This window comes from Campylobacter sp. 19-13652, from assembly GCF_019702925.1.
Classification (GTDB): domain Bacteria; phylum Campylobacterota; class Campylobacteria; order Campylobacterales; family Campylobacteraceae; genus Campylobacter_A.
Map to the genome: position 1 here is coordinate 1320395 of NZ_AP024713.1, position 16974 is coordinate 1337368.

At 39.0% G+C, this 16974-nt stretch carries 16 protein-coding genes and 1 tRNA gene; 4 read left to right on the forward strand and 13 right to left on the reverse strand.

What is annotated here, in order from left to right:
- The first annotated feature begins 17 nt into the window (after nt 1–17).
- From LBC_RS06410 to LBC_RS06425, 4 genes are read left to right on the forward strand one after another with little or no spacing between them, the layout of a single operon-like run.
- Nucleotides 18–1055 carry a homoserine O-acetyltransferase gene (locus tag LBC_RS06410; protein ID WP_221254984.1) on the forward strand — a complete coding sequence of 346 codons (1038 nt, stop codon included), beginning with the start codon at nt 18–20 and terminating at the stop codon, nt 1053–1055.
- 1 nt (nt 1056) lies between these two features.
- Nucleotides 1057–1242, forward strand: coding sequence for an exodeoxyribonuclease VII small subunit (xseB, locus tag LBC_RS06415; RefSeq protein WP_221253606.1), 186 nt, complete (start codon nt 1057–1059; stop codon nt 1240–1242).
- 4 nt (nt 1243–1246) lie between these two features.
- A complete protein-coding gene (locus LBC_RS06420; protein WP_221253607.1) occupies nt 1247–2065 on the forward strand; it encodes a carbon-nitrogen hydrolase family protein in 819 nt (272 codons plus the stop codon).
- Nucleotides 2062–2613 (forward strand): DNA-3-methyladenine glycosylase I, encoded by a 552-nt coding sequence (locus tag LBC_RS06425; protein ID WP_221253608.1) that lies wholly within the window; start codon nt 2062–2064, stop codon nt 2611–2613. Before LBC_RS06420 ends, LBC_RS06425 begins: the two co-directional genes overlap by 4 nt.
- A gap of 542 nt (nt 2614–3155) precedes the next feature.
- On the opposite strand, the gene LBC_RS06430 is transcribed toward LBC_RS06425, so the two are convergent.
- From LBC_RS06430 to rpsL, 13 genes are all read right to left on the reverse strand, one after another.
- A complete protein-coding gene (locus tag LBC_RS06430; protein WP_221253609.1) occupies nt 3156–4439 on the reverse strand; it encodes a TolC family protein in 1284 nt (427 codons plus the stop codon).
- Nucleotides 4429–5712, reverse strand: coding sequence for an HlyD family type I secretion periplasmic adaptor subunit (locus LBC_RS06435; RefSeq protein ID WP_221253610.1), 1284 nt, complete (start codon nt 5710–5712; stop codon nt 4429–4431). The genes LBC_RS06430 and LBC_RS06435 overlap by 11 nt, the downstream gene beginning before the upstream one ends.
- On the reverse strand, nt 5709–7460 hold the full coding sequence (locus tag LBC_RS06440; protein ID WP_221253612.1) for a type I secretion system permease/ATPase: 1752 nt from the start codon (nt 7458–7460) through the stop codon (nt 5709–5711). Before LBC_RS06440 ends, LBC_RS06435 begins: the two co-directional genes overlap by 4 nt.
- Nucleotides 7447–8541 (reverse strand): SapC family protein, encoded by a 1095-nt coding sequence (locus tag LBC_RS06445; protein WP_221253614.1) that lies wholly within the window; start codon nt 8539–8541, stop codon nt 7447–7449. The genes LBC_RS06440 and LBC_RS06445 overlap by 14 nt, the downstream gene beginning before the upstream one ends.
- 82 nt (nt 8542–8623) lie before the next feature.
- Nucleotides 8624–9556, reverse strand: a complete 933-nt coding sequence (locus LBC_RS06450; protein ID WP_221253616.1) for an acyltransferase family protein — start codon at nt 9554–9556, stop codon at nt 8624–8626.
- Complete coding sequence (locus LBC_RS06455) at nt 9556–10893, reverse strand: mannose-1-phosphate guanylyltransferase/mannose-6-phosphate isomerase (RefSeq protein ID WP_221253619.1); 1338 nt, start codon at nt 10891–10893, stop codon at nt 9556–9558. The genes LBC_RS06450 and LBC_RS06455 overlap by 1 nt, the downstream gene beginning before the upstream one ends.
- A gap of 8 nt (nt 10894–10901) precedes the next feature.
- A complete protein-coding gene (locus tag LBC_RS06460) occupies nt 10902–11774 on the reverse strand; it encodes an NAD(P)-dependent oxidoreductase (protein ID WP_221253621.1) in 873 nt (290 codons plus the stop codon).
- 11 nt (nt 11775–11785) lie between these two features.
- Nucleotides 11786–13000, reverse strand: a complete 1215-nt coding sequence (locus tag LBC_RS06465) for an ABC transporter ATP-binding protein (RefSeq protein ID WP_221253622.1) — start codon at nt 12998–13000, stop codon at nt 11786–11788.
- Complete coding sequence (locus tag LBC_RS06470; RefSeq protein ID WP_221253623.1) at nt 12997–13779, reverse strand: ABC transporter permease; 783 nt, start codon at nt 13777–13779, stop codon at nt 12997–12999. Before LBC_RS06470 ends, LBC_RS06465 begins: the two co-directional genes overlap by 4 nt.
- Nucleotides 13780–13811: 32 nt before the next feature.
- A tRNA-Arg gene (locus LBC_RS06475) sits at nt 13812–13888 on the reverse strand.
- 71 nt (nt 13889–13959) lie between these two features.
- Nucleotides 13960–16038 (reverse strand): elongation factor G, encoded by a 2079-nt coding sequence (fusA, locus tag LBC_RS06480; RefSeq protein ID WP_221253624.1) that lies wholly within the window; start codon nt 16036–16038, stop codon nt 13960–13962.
- Nucleotides 16039–16048: 10 nt separating this feature from the next.
- Nucleotides 16049–16519, reverse strand: coding sequence for a 30S ribosomal protein S7 (rpsG, locus tag LBC_RS06485; protein ID WP_221253625.1), 471 nt, complete (start codon nt 16517–16519; stop codon nt 16049–16051).
- A 69-nt stretch (nt 16520–16588) separates the two neighbouring features.
- Nucleotides 16589–16969, reverse strand: coding sequence for a 30S ribosomal protein S12 (gene rpsL / locus LBC_RS06490; RefSeq protein WP_221253626.1), 381 nt, complete (start codon nt 16967–16969; stop codon nt 16589–16591).
- Nucleotides 16970–16974 lie beyond the last annotated feature (5 nt).

A 16974-nucleotide genomic window follows, 5' to 3' on the forward strand; every position in this document is an offset into this window, starting at 1 on the left:
ACCTAGAAAGCGGGCGTATGCTGCGTGAGTTTAGCCTAAAGTACGAAAGCTACGGCAAGCTAAACGAAGCCAAAGATAACGTCATCGTTATCACGCACGCTCTCACTGGCAGCCACCACGCAGCTGGCGTGTATGAGGGCGAGAGCCGAGCTGGCTGGTGGGATGAGCTAATAGGTAAAAACAAAGCCATAGATACGGATAAATTCTACGTCATCTGCGTTAGCATTTTGGGCGCTCCGTTTGGCTCAACCTGCCCTTTAAGCATAAATCCAGACACAGGCAAAAGATACGGTCTAAGCTTTCCAGTGCTCGCAATTAGCGACGTGGTAAGGGCGCAAAGAAGGCTCTTTGACAGGCTTGGTATAAAAAGAGCGCGCGCAGTAATAGGCGGTAGCCTAGGCGGAATGCAAGCACTCTGCTTTGCAATAGAACATAGTGATTTTGCCGATAAAACAATCATGCTAGCCTCGACATGGCAGACTCCACCTTGGGCGATAGCGTTTAATAAAATCGCCACCCATGCGATATATCACGACATAGAATTTAAAAATGGCGAATACTGCGAGGAGGACATAGCACTTAATGGACTGGCTGGACTTGAATATGCTAGAATGGCTGGGCATATAAGCTTTTTAAGTCCCTTTAGTATGGATGCTAAATTTGGACGTAGCTACACAGCCACTGACGGACTTTACGAGCTTTTTGGCAGGTTTGAAGTGGAGAGGTATTTAGAGTATAACTCAGCAAATTTTGCACGTAGATATGACCCACTATGCTATCTTTACGTCATTAAAATGATGAATATCTTTGACTGCACTAGGCACTATGAAAGCTTAAAGGACGCACTAAGCCCAATAAAAAGCGACATGCACCTTTTTAGTTTTTCTGGGGATTTGCTCTTTGTACCATCTCTTATGGCTAAATTAGCGAACACCCTTAAAAGCATGGGTAAGTTTTGCGATTATACCGAGGTGCAAAGTGAGTATGGGCATGACGCTTTTTTGGTTGAAACCCATAAATTTGATAAAAAAATAGCAGAAATTTTAGGAGATTAAAATGCAAGAAAATAGCTTTGAAGCAAAACTCTCAAAAGCAAGCGAGATACTTAAGCTGCTAAATGACGAAAATACAAGCCTCGAAAAAAGCGTAGAGCTACACAAAGAGGGCAAAAGGCTACTTAGCGAGGCAAGTCAAATCCTAAACGAAGCAAAGCTAAGCATCGAAGAGGTAAACGAGGAGTAGGCGAATGAGCGCGCAAAAGCTTACAAAAATAGCCGCACTTCAAATAGGCGAGCTTAGCCAGAGCCTTTCAAGGCTTGATTATTACATGAGGATATGTGTTAGCGAGGGTGTTAGCGCACTCGTGCTTGGCGAATACACCATGCAGCCATTTTTTAAAAGCCTAATTAAAATGCCAAAAGGCGAAATCTCCGCCCTAGCAGACAAAAGAAAATGGGATCTAAGCGAGCTATGCCAAAAGCACGGCATAAGCCTAATAACAAGCCTAATCATGCCAAAAAATGGCGCACTTTATAAAGGTGTGGCAAGCTTTAAAGCAGATGGAGCGTTTAAATTTAGTCCACAAAATGTCCTAATCTCATACCCACACTGGGACGAGGAAAAATTTTTCGCAAATTCCACGCAAAAGCTATCTTTGCAGACTTTTAAATTTAACGACCTAAAAGTGGGCGTAATAAATGCATACGAAGCGCATTTTGATGAGTGCTGGAGGTTTTTAGCCAAAAAAGGGGTGCATTTAGTAATCGCCTTAAGCGCAAACACCTTTGCCTCAAATGCCCGCTGGGAGGCGCTTTTAAAAGCTAAAGCCCTAAGCTACGGTGTGAGCGTACTCAGGGTCGCAAGAGTCGGCGAATACTGTGATGACGATAAAAGCCGCTGGGAATTTTACGGCGATAGCATGCTAATCTCGCCTAGCGCAGAGGTGCTATGGCGACTTGGGAGCAAGGAGGAGCTTGGCATTGCTAGCATAGATAAAAATGAAATTTTAAAACAGCGCTCTATTTGGAATTTCCGTGCTCAGGCTAGGCAAAGGGGCTGGCTATGAGGCGGTGCGAGTGGTGCGAAAAGGACGAGCTTTACAGGCACTACCACGATAATGAGTGGGGCGAGGCAAATAAGAGCGAGCGCGAGCTTTTTGAGCTTGTCTGCTTAGAGAGTATGCAAGCTGGACTTAGCTGGCATATTGTACTTAAAAAAAGGGAGGCTTTAAGGGCTGCGTTTTTGGGATTTGAACCAGAGGTTGTGGCTAAGTTTAGCAAAGCAGAAGTATCACGCATAATGGGCATAGAGGGCGTAATAAAGCATGAGGCAAAGGTGCGAGCCTGCATAACAAATGCTCAATGCTTTTTGGCAGTGCGGGCTGAGTTTGGTAGCTTTTGGAGCTATCTTTTAAGCTTTACTCCAAACAATACGCCCATCATCAACCGCTACGAGCGCATAAGCGACCTACCAAGCAAAAGCGAGATAAGCATAGCACTGGCTAAAGACATGAAAAAGCGGGGGTTTAAATTTTTTGGAGAAGTCATAGCGCACTCATTTTTGCAAGCCTGCGGAGTATTAAACGAACATCTAAACTACTGCTATAAGGCGTAATAGCAAGTAGCGCAAAGATTGCTTTTAAGAAAAACTAAAGGAATTTAGCTCCGCAATTTACATATATTTTATGAACCTTACATGGGTTTTTAAATTTAAAAGACAGTGCTAATTTTAAATTCTTAGGCTTTTTAAAGAATAGTGCTATTTTTAATTATAAATTTTAAGTCACAGTGCAAGCCTGATGCCGCTAATTTACACTGGTTGCTTTTAGTATTGCCGCAACTGCTTTGCAATATCGGTACAATTTTAGCGCTGCGGGGGGGGCTTATCGTAAAATCTAAAGAGCGTAGGCACGCAAGCTCAGCACAAGCCCCAGTATAAACGGAAATACAAAACTAGAAATTAGCGAGCTATCACCCTAAGATACAAGTGATAACTAAACCACTCATGGGGCTTAATTTTTAAATTTACAAAGCAATATTACCATTTAAAAAGTCAACCCCTATTACAAATCCTATGGCAACACCAATTACGTGTCTTGCACCTATTAAAGGTACCCACAGACCTCATAAATTTAATAAATAAAGCAAAAAGCCAACCTACCTAAGCGCTCCACTAAGTCTAGCCATCACATCCTCGCTGATCTCGCCTATGTCGCTATAAAGCTCGATATATGAGAGTATGAGCTTATGCGCCGCAGCAAGTGCGTCATTTTGTGTCTTAAAAACCCTAGCCTTTGCATCAAGCAAATCAACTAAATTCTTAAGCCCCTCCTCATATCCGCGCTCGATAGAATGCTCATACACCAAAGAGTGCTCAAGCGAGCTTTTAGCTATGTCATATTCAGAGATATAGCCTAGATAATCGCTCATCGCCTGACGCTGCTTTATGGCTATCTCGCGCCTTGCGTCGGCCTCTTTTTCAGCGCTAGCTAAGCGCATAAGCCTACCCTCCTCTACTCGCGCTTTCGTGCCACCACCTGAGTAAAGTGGCAGCGTAAACTTCACCATGCCCTCGACCTTATTTAACTCATCTGGAAAGTACCTATCATCACGGTAATTATGATTAAAATACCCTATGCTAAAATCCACGCTAGGCAGGTACTCGCTCACGCGCTTTGAATAGTCCTTTTCGTAGTATTCGCGCCCTAGCTTTGCCTGTTTGTAGTCAAAGTTTGCTTCAACGTTTTCAAATTTATCGAGGCTTTCTCGCCTAAAAAAATCCACATCAAGCTCGCTAAAATTTGCCACATCAATCTCCTGCCCCACAAGCCTTGCTAGGCTTAGACGGCTTAGTTCTATGCGCCTTTTAGCGCGTGCTACCTCTAGGCTAGCCTCGTCTAACCTCACCTTTGACTCAAGTGTATCCATCTTATTAGCAAGCCCCATATCAAGGGACTTTTGCATACGCTCATATCGTGCCTTACTAGCCTGTTCGTAGCTTTTAGCCACGCTTAGAGACTGCTTATCATACGCATAAGCAAAATACGCCTGCGCTACCTTTTTGGCAAGCTCTTGCTTTGTGTTTTGATACTGGAGATTTGAGCTTTCCTCGCGTACCTTTGCGAGACTACGCTCATACCATGCTGGCACGCGTAGCAGGCTTTGGTTTAAATTTATGCCGTACTTTAGATAGCTCTCATCTGTTCTATTTGTAGCGCCTCTACGGCGATATTTTTCCATTACATAATTTGCATCAAGGCTAATGCTAGGTAGTAAATAAGCCGTAGCACTACTGGTACGCTCACTAGCCGCTTGGGCTTCGTATAGGCTCTGCTTTAGCTCACTATTATTCTCTAGAGCCATAGTATAAGCCTCACTTAAGCTAGCTGCACCTAAACTCGCAGCCGATAAAAATAGCAAAGATATAAATTTAATCCTCATTAAACGCCCTTGTAAACATATCCAAAAATGGCTTAAGTAAATAATTAAGCACCGTACGCTCACCAGTTTTTACAACCACTTCAGCTGGCATGCCAGGCAGCAAGAAAAAGTCATTCTCCTTTAGCTCCTTCTCTCCAAGAGGCGTTAGCTCTGCCTTTAGCTCATAGTATGGCATGCCACGATTATCAGTTAGACTATCGGCTGAGACGTAGATTACACGTCCTTGCATCACGTGGCTTTGCCTGCTGTTAAACGCGCTAAACCTCATATCCGCCTCCTGCCCCACATGCACGGTATCGATGTCTGAAATATTTAACTTAGCGTCTATGACGTAGTGCGCATTTTTTGGCACGATAGACATGATAGCCTCCCCAGGGCGCACCACGCCACCTATGGTGTGTATGGCTAGTTCTACCACAGTACCGTCAACTGGCGATTTTACCATTGCGCGCTCTAGCTGATCTTTTAGTGCAGCATAGCGCTCTTTTGAATTTGCTAGCTTATCCTTTGCATCCTCGAGATTTTTTAGCACCTCCTCTTTAAAGCTTCTTTGCCTCACCACCATTTGAGATTTAGTCTCAGTTACTTGAACATTTAATCTTGAGATTTCGGCCCTAGTGCTAGCCACATCACCCTCAAGCGTGCTTTTTTCACGCTCTATCTCACGCAGACGCACCTTATCTGTAAGCTGTTCTTTAAATAACCTCTGCCATTCGTGCATCTCTTCGCTTAGGCTAGCTATTCGCTTAAGCTTTGCTTCAAGTATCGCTTGAGTACCCACTATCTGTTGCTTTAGTTGCTGCTCTCGCTTTGTGAGTATGGCTAGCTCGTCTTTTAAAAGCCTATTTTGTTCGTTAAAAATACTCTTTTGCGCAGCCACTGCCTCGCTAAATCCAGCAAATTTGTCCAAGCTAGTGTCAAATTTAACCTCGCTCACGTCATCTCTTTGCGCTTCCAGACGGCTTACTAGCACACTGCTTTGCAAAAGATCATTTCTTACTATCTCTATTTCTGAGTTTAGCCTGGCGCTTTGAATTTCAACCAACGGCTGTCCCTGTTTAACCTCATCACCATCTTTTACATAAATTTTGCCCACAACGCCGCCTTCTAGGTGCTGGATTATCTTTTTATTGTCCACCACGCCCACCTGTCCAGGTGCGACGGCTGCGGATTTTAGCGGAGCTAGCCCTATCCAAAGCCCAAATACAAAAACGAGTAAAAATATCACCACACCGCCTGCAAATACGGTGCTTTTTTCGCTTTTTAATATCATTTACTCTCCTTTTCATCAGCTGGATCTGCATCATCTAAACTCACGCTAGGACGGGCTTGCTTTTTTACTTGCTGAGGAGCAGCATTAGTCGCACCAAGCTGCGCTAGTACCGCATCTCTGGCGCCAAAATATGCAAGTCGTCCCGCATTTAGCACAGCTATTTTATCCACCGCCTGCAAGACGTTTAGCTTATGCGTGATCAGAACGATTGTAGCCTGCCCTTTTAAAGATAGCAGGGTACTTAAAAGCGCTCTTTCACCCTCCTCATCAAGGCTTGCGTTTGGCTCGTCCAAGACTATGATCTTTGGATTTTTATAAAGCGCTCGAGCAAGCGCAACCCTCTGACGCTGTCCACCTGATAGGCTCATGCCGCCTATACCGATTTTAGTATCATAGCCTTCAGGTAAGTTTAATATCATCTCATGCACATTTGCCTTTTTAGCAGCCTCAACTATGGCCTCGCTATCAAGCTCGCCAAAGCGGGCGATATTCTCAGCCACGCTGCCCTCAAAAAGCTCAACATCTTGCGGCAAATAGCCCACAAACTGCCCCAAATGATCCACGTCATACTGCCTAATATCAGCCCCATCGACCCTAACCACGCCGTGAAAGACTGGCCAAATACCAAGCATCACTCGAGCAAGCGAGCTTTTGCCAGCTGCACTTGGTCCTATTATCGCACACATATCGCCTGCATTTAACGCAAAGCTAAGCCCAAGAAGTGATGGCTGCTTTGAATTTGGCGGCATCAAAGAGACATCTTCAAGCGCTATATCGCCCTTTGGATCTGGCAGGCGGAGCTTTTCGTTTTCGGCTGGAAAATCGTTTAAAAACTTATCAAGTCTAACATACGCTTCCTTTGCGCCTTTGTAGCTTTTCCAGCTAGAAATCAGCACATCAAGCGGTGCAAGCGCTCGCCCCATGATTATAGAACCAGCTATCATCATACCTGGATTTATCTCCATCTTAACGACCAAATACGCCCCAAGCCCCAGCATAAGTGAAGCCGAAGCCACACGGAAAGATTTGGATAAATTTGCATATACACCAGCTTTCACGCTTGATTCTGAGTGAGCATGTAAAAAGTCATCGTGTTTTTTCTCCCAAATTTTACGCAGATTTTCATTCATGCCCATAGCCTGTATGACTTCGCTGTTTCTTAAATTTAAATCAATAAATCTAATCTCGCTCTTATATGCGTCATTTGAGCGCTTTAGCCCATCCTTTGTCGCGCGCTCATTTAAAAGAGCAAGAATAAATAAAATAATCGCACAAACTATGCTAAAATAGCCAAAATACGGATGAAATAAAAACAGTATAAAAATATAAAACGGCAGCCACGGCGCATCTAAAAACGCAAAGACGCCGTTTGTGCTTAAATACTGCTTAAGCGTGTTTAAATCGCTCATCGCCCCAGAGCTTACTCTGCCTGGCTGAGAGCTAGCCAGACGAAAGATGGCGTTATAAATTCTCTTTGACAAAGCTAGATCTATCTGGTTTGAAAAGACTATTAAAATGCGGCTTCTAAGCACCTCAAAAAGCCCCATACAAACGTACAAAAACACGACTATGAGAGTGAGAAAAAACAGCGTATCCATACTGCGACTACTGACTACGCGCCCATAAAGCTGGAGCATATACAAAGGCGGCGTGAGCATCAAAAGGTTAACAAACATGGAAAAGATGCCTGCATAAATCATACATCTTTTGGATTTTAAAATAGCGTTTTTTAGCTCATCGATTTTCATTTTCTATTATCCTAGCAGCTAAATTTTCAAGGTTTACAAGGCTTCTTAGGTGTGAGTTTATAAGCTCTAAATACCCTCGCCTGGCAAAATTTGCAAGCGTGGCATCATCTAGCTCGTTTAGCTTTTTACGGCTAACGACAGAAAAGCCCTTTATAAGCGTAACTTTCTTATCATCTATGTTTACGCTTAGCTCCTTATTCACTAAAATGCCAGTCTTTCGTATCTCCTCAAGAGCTACGTTTGTCCGCTCAAGCTCGAGATTATAGTTTCGCATCGCATTTATCGTAAAGCCCAAAAATTCAGTAGGAGTGTCATCGTCGTTAAAAAGCCTCTCGCCACCACCGCTTAGCTGCGGCGCATTCTCATCTATGCAAAGTACCTGCTCTCCGCCCACTTCGGCTAGGCTAAATGGGTAGTTTTTCACGCTAGCTGGCAGGTAGCCTTTGAAATTTTGATCTACTAATATATTGCTATCCTTGCCAAAAAGCACCACAAGGCGCGGCACGACGTCGTTTGTAAAAACGATAGCAAAATCCCGTTCACAAGCCACGCTCTCGCTAGCGACTATCTGTGCAAACGGAAACTGCGGCATCATGTCCTGATGGTAGCTTAGGTTTTTATGCTGGCTCGGGTTTAAAGCGACTAATCTCATCTGTGTCCTTTTTTTAAATTTTTCTATCTCTATTCTTTTGTATAAACTTAAATCTTTATTAATATTAGCAAAAGTATAGCCTCCAACGTGGGCTATGTAGGCAAGCAAATCGTCAAATTCATCCAAGCTCACAGCCCTAATCTCGTACCTTTTTATATTACTTTTAGCTGGCTCTTTGCGGAGTTTATTTCGCCCCCTTACAAAGGTCGAATTAAGCGTTTGCATAAATTTTGGTGCATTTTGCGTCTGCAGAAAAAGCACGACTTCAAAATCAGCTAACGCATAGCCAAATACCTGTGTATCGTTCTTTTTAGCCAAAGAAGTAAGGGTATTTGAGTATAGTTTTTTCTCATCATCATCAAGAAAAAACTCGCCCTTTTGCTTTATAAAAACGCAACCACTTTCTATATTGCGAATAGCCCTTCCCATAAGTATCCTTAAATTTATTCGTAGATGAGATTTTAGCACTTTAATATTAAATTTTACTGAAAAAGTGCCAAAGTAAAGACTATTATAACCCAAATCTATAAATTTGCATAGGTTTCTCGATTAAAAAATAGATAAAAATAGCTAACAGGATAGAAAAGGCTATAGAATAAAGTACGCTTATGCCAAAATATTCACATATCCAAATGCATAAAAACTGATCCAAGAATACAATATAGGATAAAGAACCAAAAAATGAATTTAGCCTTAGCTGTGGTTTTTTGATCCCACATAAAACTATCAATAAAGAGCCAAACACAAAGCCCGAGATACTCTCTAAACCAAAAGCCAAAAAAGCAAGTCCAAAAATCTTAATAAAACATATAAGCATAATTGATAAAATTAAAAATAGTGATAAAATTTTATATTTTTTAGTATATATTAAAAAACCAGAGTAAAATAGAAAAAATACTCCACAAATGAGTCTATATCCAAAAAGATTTGCGTCTAAAACTCCAAAATTAGATAGAACAAAAACCAAAAAACTTCCAAATGCCATAAAAACACCGATTTTTTTAAACACTATAGCAAGGATAAGCAAAAGATAAGCCTGCAACTCTAGCCCCAAGGACCATGCAGTTGGAATTAATAAATTTAATCCAACAGGCGCATCTATAACAGAAAGATCAAAGAAATAAAAATAATTAAGCGGGACTATAAATAAACTTATTATTATGTTCGGATTATTTATATTAAAATTTCCAAAACCAGTAACAGATAAGAATAAAATACTTAAAATAAAAATAACAAAATATGATGGAAATATCCGTATAATTCTATCTCTAACAAAATAAAAAATATTAAGCTTAGCCACATCAATGAAAACCTTAGATGTAACCAAGCCTGCTAATATATAAAACACCATAACAGCAAATGAGCCTATATTAAAGGACTCATTAAGCCAAATGTGTGAAAAAAGCACTAAAAAAGAGAGCATGAGTCTAACATACCCAAGCATCAAACCCTCTTAAAATCATCATCGTATCTAACTATATCATCTTCACCCAAATAATCGCCAACTTGAACCTCAATGATAATCAAAGGAGAGTTTTCATTATTGCTAAGCCTATGTTTATCTCCACTGCTTATATATACCGATTCATTTGTGTTTAAACAATACTCTTTATCATTTATATTTACAACAGCGACCCCATCCACAACAACCCAGTGCTCGCTTCTATAGGCATGACTTTGTAGGCTTAGCCTCTTGCCAGGCATAACAATAAGTCGCTTTATCTTAAAGCCAGCACCCTCTTCTAAAATTTCATAACTACCCCACGGACGATATACTTTAGTATGGGTTTCGCAAGCGTTTGGATTGTGCTCTAATATCTTAGAGTATAGATTTTTTACATCTTGTGTTTTGCCTTTTTTGCTTATAAGCAAAGCGTCTGCGGTATCTACAACTATCAAATCATCAACTCCCACAAGACCAACTATCCTATCGCTTAATACAAAATTTCCATCGCTATCTATACTTTTAAAATCACTTGATTTAAGCAATCCTGAGAGCTCATCAAAACTACCCATATCACTCCAACCAGCATCAAGCTGCACCATAGATATACCGCAAGCACGCTGCATAAAAGCATAATCGATGCTAATGTCTTCTATGCTATCCATATATTTCGGTAATATTTTTATCGCCTCATTATCTTTTATAGCGTTATCCAGTGCGTTTTTAGCTGCTGATAAAATTTCTGGGCAGTATTTTTCAAACTGCTCTAAAAAATCCCTAGCCCTAAAGCAAAACATGCCGCTATTAAAAAAATACCCACCCTCTTTTAAAAAGCTTTTTGCTAGAGTTAAATTTGGTTTTTCTATAAAGCGCAGGACTTCGCTGCCTCTAGCTTTAATATAGCCATATCCAGTATGGGGTGAAGTGGGGACTATGCCAAAGGTAACCACAGAGCCGTCTTTTGCGTAATCAACCGCAATATCAAGGCTTTTTTTATATGCTATTTTATCGCTTATGTAATGATCGCTAGGCGTAATTAAAAGTATCTCTTCTGGGTCTACGCTAAGTGCTGCCATAGCGATTGCCCCTGCTGTATTTTTCCCAAATGGCTCTAGTATAAACTGGTAATTGTTTAAATTTTTACATTCATCAAGGGCTATAAAATAATTTGCTTCATTGCAGACTATTATGTGTTTTGTTGCCATATTATTTCTAGAAATAGTAAGACCAAATAGAGTCTCATCTTCAAAAAGTTTTAGAAATTGTTTCGGCATCATAGTCCTAGACAAAGGCCACAATCTAGTACCAGCCCCTCCGCAAAGTATAACATTTGTCATATTTTTTCCTAATTATTTAACATTTTTTTTAAAAGTGAATTTATGTTACCAGAGCAAGGCTCTATTCCAATACTAGCCAATTTCTCAATATTGCATCGAAGCTCTTGTGACTCATTTGATCTTATTAATTTTTCATCTCTAATAACATTTATTTTATGCCCACTTATTTCACATAATAAATCCACTATGTCACCGATACGATAAGCCTTTCCGGACCCTATGTTAAAAACAGATCCCTTTTCAGTAAATAAATCAGCTCTATTTAAAAAATCAGAATAAATTCTTACAACATCATCAACATCATTAAATTCTCTTTTAATATCTAGATTGCCCAAACGAATTAAATCTTGTTTTTCTTTGAAATTTTTAATTAATTTAGGAATAAGAAAATTATCATTTTGAAAGATACCGGTATAATTAAATGGTCTAACAACAATAGACTTAAGTCCAGAAATCAACACCTCTTGTTCTAAAAATAATTTACTTTTAGCATATGTGGTAGTAGGATTCAAAGAAGATTTTTCAGACAAAGCACCTTTGGCGTTACCATAAACAGAAGCCGAACTAGAAAAAATATTATAATTAGGATAAAATTTACAAAGAACCCGCATTAAATTTTTAACACCAATTTTATTATTCAACTCTATCTCATAATCACTTGCTAAAGTGAAACTAGTAGCAGCTAAATGAATAAAAAAATCTATTTTCCCTATAGTTTTAAAGGCAGAGTTCATACTATCTATATCAAGCAAATTAAAATAATACTCATTTGGATCATTACATCTTAAACTTCCGCAAAAAACATCATATCCCTTTTCAATCAATACTTTTTTAAGATATTTTCCAGTAAAACCATTTGAGCCACTAATGAATATTTTCATATTTTATATACCTATTTTATTAAAATCGTATCGGCATATGCTGACCCATAAAAAATAGGTATACTAGATGGCTTTACAACATTAAAACTAGCAGCATTATCAACCCAAAGATAATTTTCACCAATATGATTACTACCAGAATGAGCAGCAATGGAAATCCCATATGAACCATTTCCGAAATTAGCGGTGAGTTTAAACTTAAATTCATAGATTCCAGGAGAAACAGATAAAAGCTCATCGTCCAAATAAAAACTATTGGTTCCATTTATAATTTGAGATAACCTATCTTTTATTTGATAACCTATAACCAATGATTCCAATTGATCATTTACCGTAAATCTAAGTCGGATATAAAATTCACTGGCAACATCCACAATAGTCAAAAGATTTCCATCAATATCCTCAATAAATATATCATTAAAAAACACTTTTCCGTTACCAGATATAGTTACAACCTTTTCGCCCCTATTCTTTAGCTGTGTAATTTTATCATTTGATTCTTTCTTTGCAATTAAAGCGTTATATAAATCAAATACTTCTTCGGGATCACCATCTTTTTCTATCTTTCCATTATTTAAAAGTATAACTCTATCACAAATTGATTTTATAACAGCAATATCATGACTGACAATTATCAATGTAGTACCAAGAGCTTTAAACTCACGTATCTTATCAAAGCTTTTATGTTGAAAATATATATCTCCTACACTCAATGCTTCATCTATTATAAGTATATCTGGCCTTTTTGCCGTAACTATTGCAAAAGCTAGACGCATCTGCATACCACTAGAATATGTTCTAATTGGCTGATCAAAATATTCACCAATTTGCGCAAATTCCATAATATTATCCATAAAATTATCAGTCTCTTTTTTGGTATACCCCAATAAAGCACATGATTGATAAACATTCATACGTCCACTTAACTCAGAATTAAACCCCATGCCAAGCTCCAGTATTGATGCAACTTTACCATAAATTTTTATATCACCGTCACTAAAGCCCAATGTTTTAGACACTATTTTTAAAAGTGTTGACTTACCAGCACCATTTATCCCAATAATACCAACACACTCACCCTTTTTAACAGAAAAACTAATTTTATCTAAAACTGAAATGTATTTCCTGGTTTTTAATTTAGGAAATATCGCATAAAAAATTCTGCTTAACCCATTGCTATATGAATAATATTTTTTACTCAAATCTTTAACTTCTAAAATATTCATAAAACATCTGCCATTTCCGAACAAATTCTAGAATAAAGCAAGGCTGATAAAAATACACCAACCATAGCAAACAAAAAAGGATAAATAAGTTCAGTAAAAGATGGAGTTTTATTATAAATCAAAATATCATGATAAAAAGAAAGCAATGAGGCAAGTGGGTTTATATTTAAAAGTATCTTAAATTTATCTGGAACTATATTATCCATATAAACAATAGGAGTTAACCAGAACATAAATTGCAACATAATTCCAACTATATGAGAAATATCTCTCAAAAAAATATTTATTAACCCCAAAAAAAACCCATACCCAAAAGATATCATTGCAACAATAAAAAAAACCAATGGAAGATAAAATATTGAAACACCAACATTATGACCCAATATTATATAAACTATAATAACACAAAAAAATAAAATAACATTATTTAATGCACTACTAATAATTGGAATAATTGGTAAAATAAATATAGGAAAATGTATTTTTTTTATCAAATTAGCATTATCAACAAAACAATTTACACATCTGCCAAAAGACTCAGAAAAAAAGGCCCACATCAACATACCAGATAGTAAATATATTACATATGAGTATTTATTGGGTAACCCCGGTAACTTTGAAATCATAACGTTAGACAGTACTATAGCATATATTAATACCTGCATAAGTGGATTAACAATGAGCCACAGCAATCCCAATCTACTTCTAGAAAAACGAGATAGTAATTCTGTTTTTATAGAATTAAAAATAAAAAATCTATACGAAATTAAATTAAGCAAAAGATTCCTTAAAATTTTAAACATATAAAAAATGGTCTCCCCAACAGGATTTGAACCTGTGGCCTCAGAATTAGGAATTCTGCGCTCTATCCAGCTGAGCTATGAGGAGAAATGAATAATAAAGCATGGTAAAAATGCTAAAATATGGGATATTTTCTCCCATATTTTAGCAAAATTAAGTTAACCGTTTCTTTTTTTAATTATCTCATCGGCTACGTTTTTAGGAACTTCTTCGTAATGGTCAAATTCCATAGAATAAGTTGCACGACCTTGAGTTTGGCTTCTTAGATCAGTTGAATAGCCAAACATAGCAGCTAGCGGACAAAATGCTGTAATGATCTTATTTCCACTTCTTTCATCCATTGAGTTTACCTGTCCTCGACGCTTATTTAAATCACCGATAACATCGCCCATGTACTCCTCTGGAGTTTCGACTTCAACCTTCATCATAGGCTCTAGGATTACTGGATTTGCCTTTCTGGCACCCTCTTTAAAGCCCATTGACGCAGCCAGTTTAAACGCCATCTCAGAACTATCGACTTCGTGGTAACTTCCATCATATAATGTTACTTTTACATCCTCTACAGGATAGCCAGCTAACACACCATTTTGAAGCGCCTCTTTACAACCCTTTTCAACAGCCGGAATGTACTCTTTTGGAACAACACCGCCTTTAATATCATTAACAAATTCAAAGCCACTACCTGGCTCAAGCGGCTCAATGCGTATAAACACGTGTCCATACTGTCCGCGTCCACCTGATTGCTTGGCGTATTTGTATTCTTGCTCGACTGATTTGCGGATAGTTTCGCGGTAAGCAACCTGTGGCTGCCCTACTTCAGCTTCAACTTTAAATTCACGAAGCATACGATCAACAATAATTTCAAGATGAAGCTCTCCCATACCACTAATAATAGTCTGACCGCTCTCTTCATCTGTGCTAACCCTAAAGCTAGGATCTTCTTGAGCCAGCTTCTGTAGCGCTATTGCCATTTTTTCCTGATCGGCCTTAGTTTTTGGCTCAACAGCAACACTAATAACTGGCTCTGGGAAATCCATTTTCTCAAGGATTACCTTATCTTTTTCACTGGCTAAAGTATCGCCAGTTAGGGTATCCTTTAAACCTACTACTGCGCCGATTTCACCAGCATGAAGCACACTAATCTCCTCACGCTTGTTTGAATGCATTTTTAAAAGTCTGCCAATACGCTCTTTTTTGCCTTTAACTGAGTTATAAGCGTAGCTACCGCTTTCAAGCTGCCCACGATAAACACGAACGAAAGTAAGCTGACCAACGAATGGATCTGTCATAATCTTAAAGGCAAGCCCTGCAAATTCGCCATTATCAGTAGAATCAACAATCACCTCTTCACCATCTTCATACTCGCCTTTAATAGCCTCAACCTCATCTGGAGCTGGGAGATAGTCAACAACAGCATCAAGAAGTGGCTGCACACCTTTGTTTTTAAAGGCAGTGCCACAAAGCATAGGAATTATACTCATATTTAGAGTACCTTTTTTAAGCCCATCTTTGATCTCTTTTTCACTTAATTCTTCACCGCCAAAGAATTTTTCCATCAAAGCATCATCTGTCTCAGCTACTGCTTCAATCATCTTAGCACGATACTCTTCTGCCTTGTCTTTTAGTTCGGCTGGAATTTCTTTTTCGACGAAAGTTGTCGGCTTGCTCTCATCTTCCCATACTAGGGCTTTCATTTTAACTAGATCGATTACACCTTTAAAATCATCTTCAGCGCCGATTGGAATTTGAATTGGCACTGGATTTGCTTTTAGGCGGTTTTTGATCTGTTCTTCTACATTAAAAAAGTTTGCACCGATCCTATCCATCTTATTGACAAAAACCATTCTTGGGACACGGTATTTATTTGCTTGTCTCCAAACAGTCTCGCTCTGCGGCTGTACACCACCAACGGCACAAAAAACAGCCACAGCACCGTCAAGCACACGCATAGAACGCTCAACTTCAATAGTAAAATCAACGTGTCCAGGAGTGTCAATAATGTTTACTTGGTGATCATTCCAAAAGCAAGTAGTTGCAGCTGAAGTAATGGTAATGCCTCGCTCTTTTTCTTGCTCCATCCAGTCCATAGTAGCAGCACCGTCATGCACCTCGCCTATTTTGTGGCTCATACCTGTAAAGAATAGGATACGCTCTGTTGTGGTGGTTTTACCAGCATCAATGTGAGCTGCGATACCTATATTTCTTACCTTGCTTAAAGGGGTTTTTCTATCTGCCATAAGCTACCTCCTACCAGCGATAGTGAGCAAATGCTTTATTAGCTTCTGCCATTTTATAGGTGTCTTCTTTTTTCTTAAATGACGCACCCTTGCTATTTGCAGCATCAAGTAGCTCGTTTGCTAACTTATCCACCATCGTTCTTTCACTTCTTTTTCTGGCATATGTGATTAACCAGCGTATAGCTAGAGCCTGCTGGCGTGCTGGGCGCACCTCTACTGGCACTTGATATGTGGCACCACCAACACGGCGAGATTTAACCTCTAATATAGGTTTTACATTTTCAATAGCGTCATTAAATACGTCTATACCTTTAACCTCACCACCTTTTTTATCGATAGCTGCAAGTGCGCCATACATTATCTGAGTGGCTACACTTTTTTTGCCATCATACATTAATGAGTTAATAAATTTAGTTATTACCTTGTTGCCATAAATTGGATCAGGCATTACTTCCCTGACAGGGGCTTTTCTTCTTCTCATTTTATTCCTTCAAATTTATAAATTTTACTCAAACTAAACTAAATCTAACGAGCTAGTCTGTATAAAATATTACTTGCTATCTTTAGGTCTCTTCGCACCGTATTTAGAGCGAGAAACTGTTCTTTTTGCAACGCCAGCTGTATCAAGCGCACCGCGCACGATATGATACTTAACACCTGGTAAGTCCTTAACCCTACCACCACGTACTAGTACGATACTGTGCTCTTGTAGGTTGTGTCCTTCACCGCCGATGTAGCTGATGACTTCAAAACCGCTTGTTAGCCTTACTTTGGCAACTTTCCTCAAAGCTGAGTTAGGTTTTTTAGGAGTAGTTGTGTAAACTCTCGTGCAAACACCTCTTCTTTGAGGACACTCTTTTAGCGCAGGAGACTTAGACTTGTAAGTTACCTTTTTGCGCTCTCTTCTGACCAATTGATTAATGGTTGGCACATTGT

Bases quoted from the DNA above. Each gene is read 5' to 3' on its own strand.
- LBC_RS06410 (WP_221254984.1), top strand. From the start codon at position 18: ATGCTGCGTGAGTTTAGCCTAAAGTACGAAAGCTACGGCAAGCTAAAC.
- xseB (WP_221253606.1), top strand. From the start codon at position 1,057: ATGCAAGAAAATAGCTTTGAAGCAAAACTCTCAAAAGCAAGCGAGATA.
- LBC_RS06420 (WP_221253607.1), top strand. From the start codon at position 1,247: ATGAGCGCGCAAAAGCTTACAAAAATAGCCGCACTTCAAATAGGCGAG.
- LBC_RS06425 (WP_221253608.1), top strand. From the start codon at position 2,062: ATGAGGCGGTGCGAGTGGTGCGAAAAGGACGAGCTTTACAGGCACTAC.
- LBC_RS06430 (WP_221253609.1), bottom strand. From the start codon at position 4,439: ATGAGGATTAAATTTATATCTTTGCTATTTTTATCGGCTGCGAGTTTA.
- LBC_RS06435 (WP_221253610.1), bottom strand. From the start codon at position 5,712: ATGATATTAAAAAGCGAAAAAAGCACCGTATTTGCAGGCGGTGTGGTG.
- LBC_RS06440 (WP_221253612.1), bottom strand. From the start codon at position 7,460: ATGAAAATCGATGAGCTAAAAAACGCTATTTTAAAATCCAAAAGATGT.
- LBC_RS06445 (WP_221253614.1), bottom strand. From the start codon at position 8,541: ATGGGAAGGGCTATTCGCAATATAGAAAGTGGTTGCGTTTTTATAAAG.
- LBC_RS06450 (WP_221253616.1), bottom strand. From the start codon at position 9,556: ATGCTTGGGTATGTTAGACTCATGCTCTCTTTTTTAGTGCTTTTTTCA.
- LBC_RS06455 (WP_221253619.1), bottom strand. From the start codon at position 10,893: ATGACAAATGTTATACTTTGCGGAGGGGCTGGTACTAGATTGTGGCCT.
- LBC_RS06460 (WP_221253621.1), bottom strand. From the start codon at position 11,774: ATGAAAATATTCATTAGTGGCTCAAATGGTTTTACTGGAAAATATCTT.
- LBC_RS06465 (WP_221253622.1), bottom strand. From the start codon at position 13,000: ATGAATATTTTAGAAGTTAAAGATTTGAGTAAAAAATATTATTCATAT.
- fusA (WP_221253624.1), bottom strand. From the start codon at position 16,038: ATGGCAGATAGAAAAACCCCTTTAAGCAAGGTAAGAAATATAGGTATC.
- rpsG (WP_221253625.1), bottom strand. From the start codon at position 16,519: ATGAGAAGAAGAAAAGCCCCTGTCAGGGAAGTAATGCCTGATCCAATT.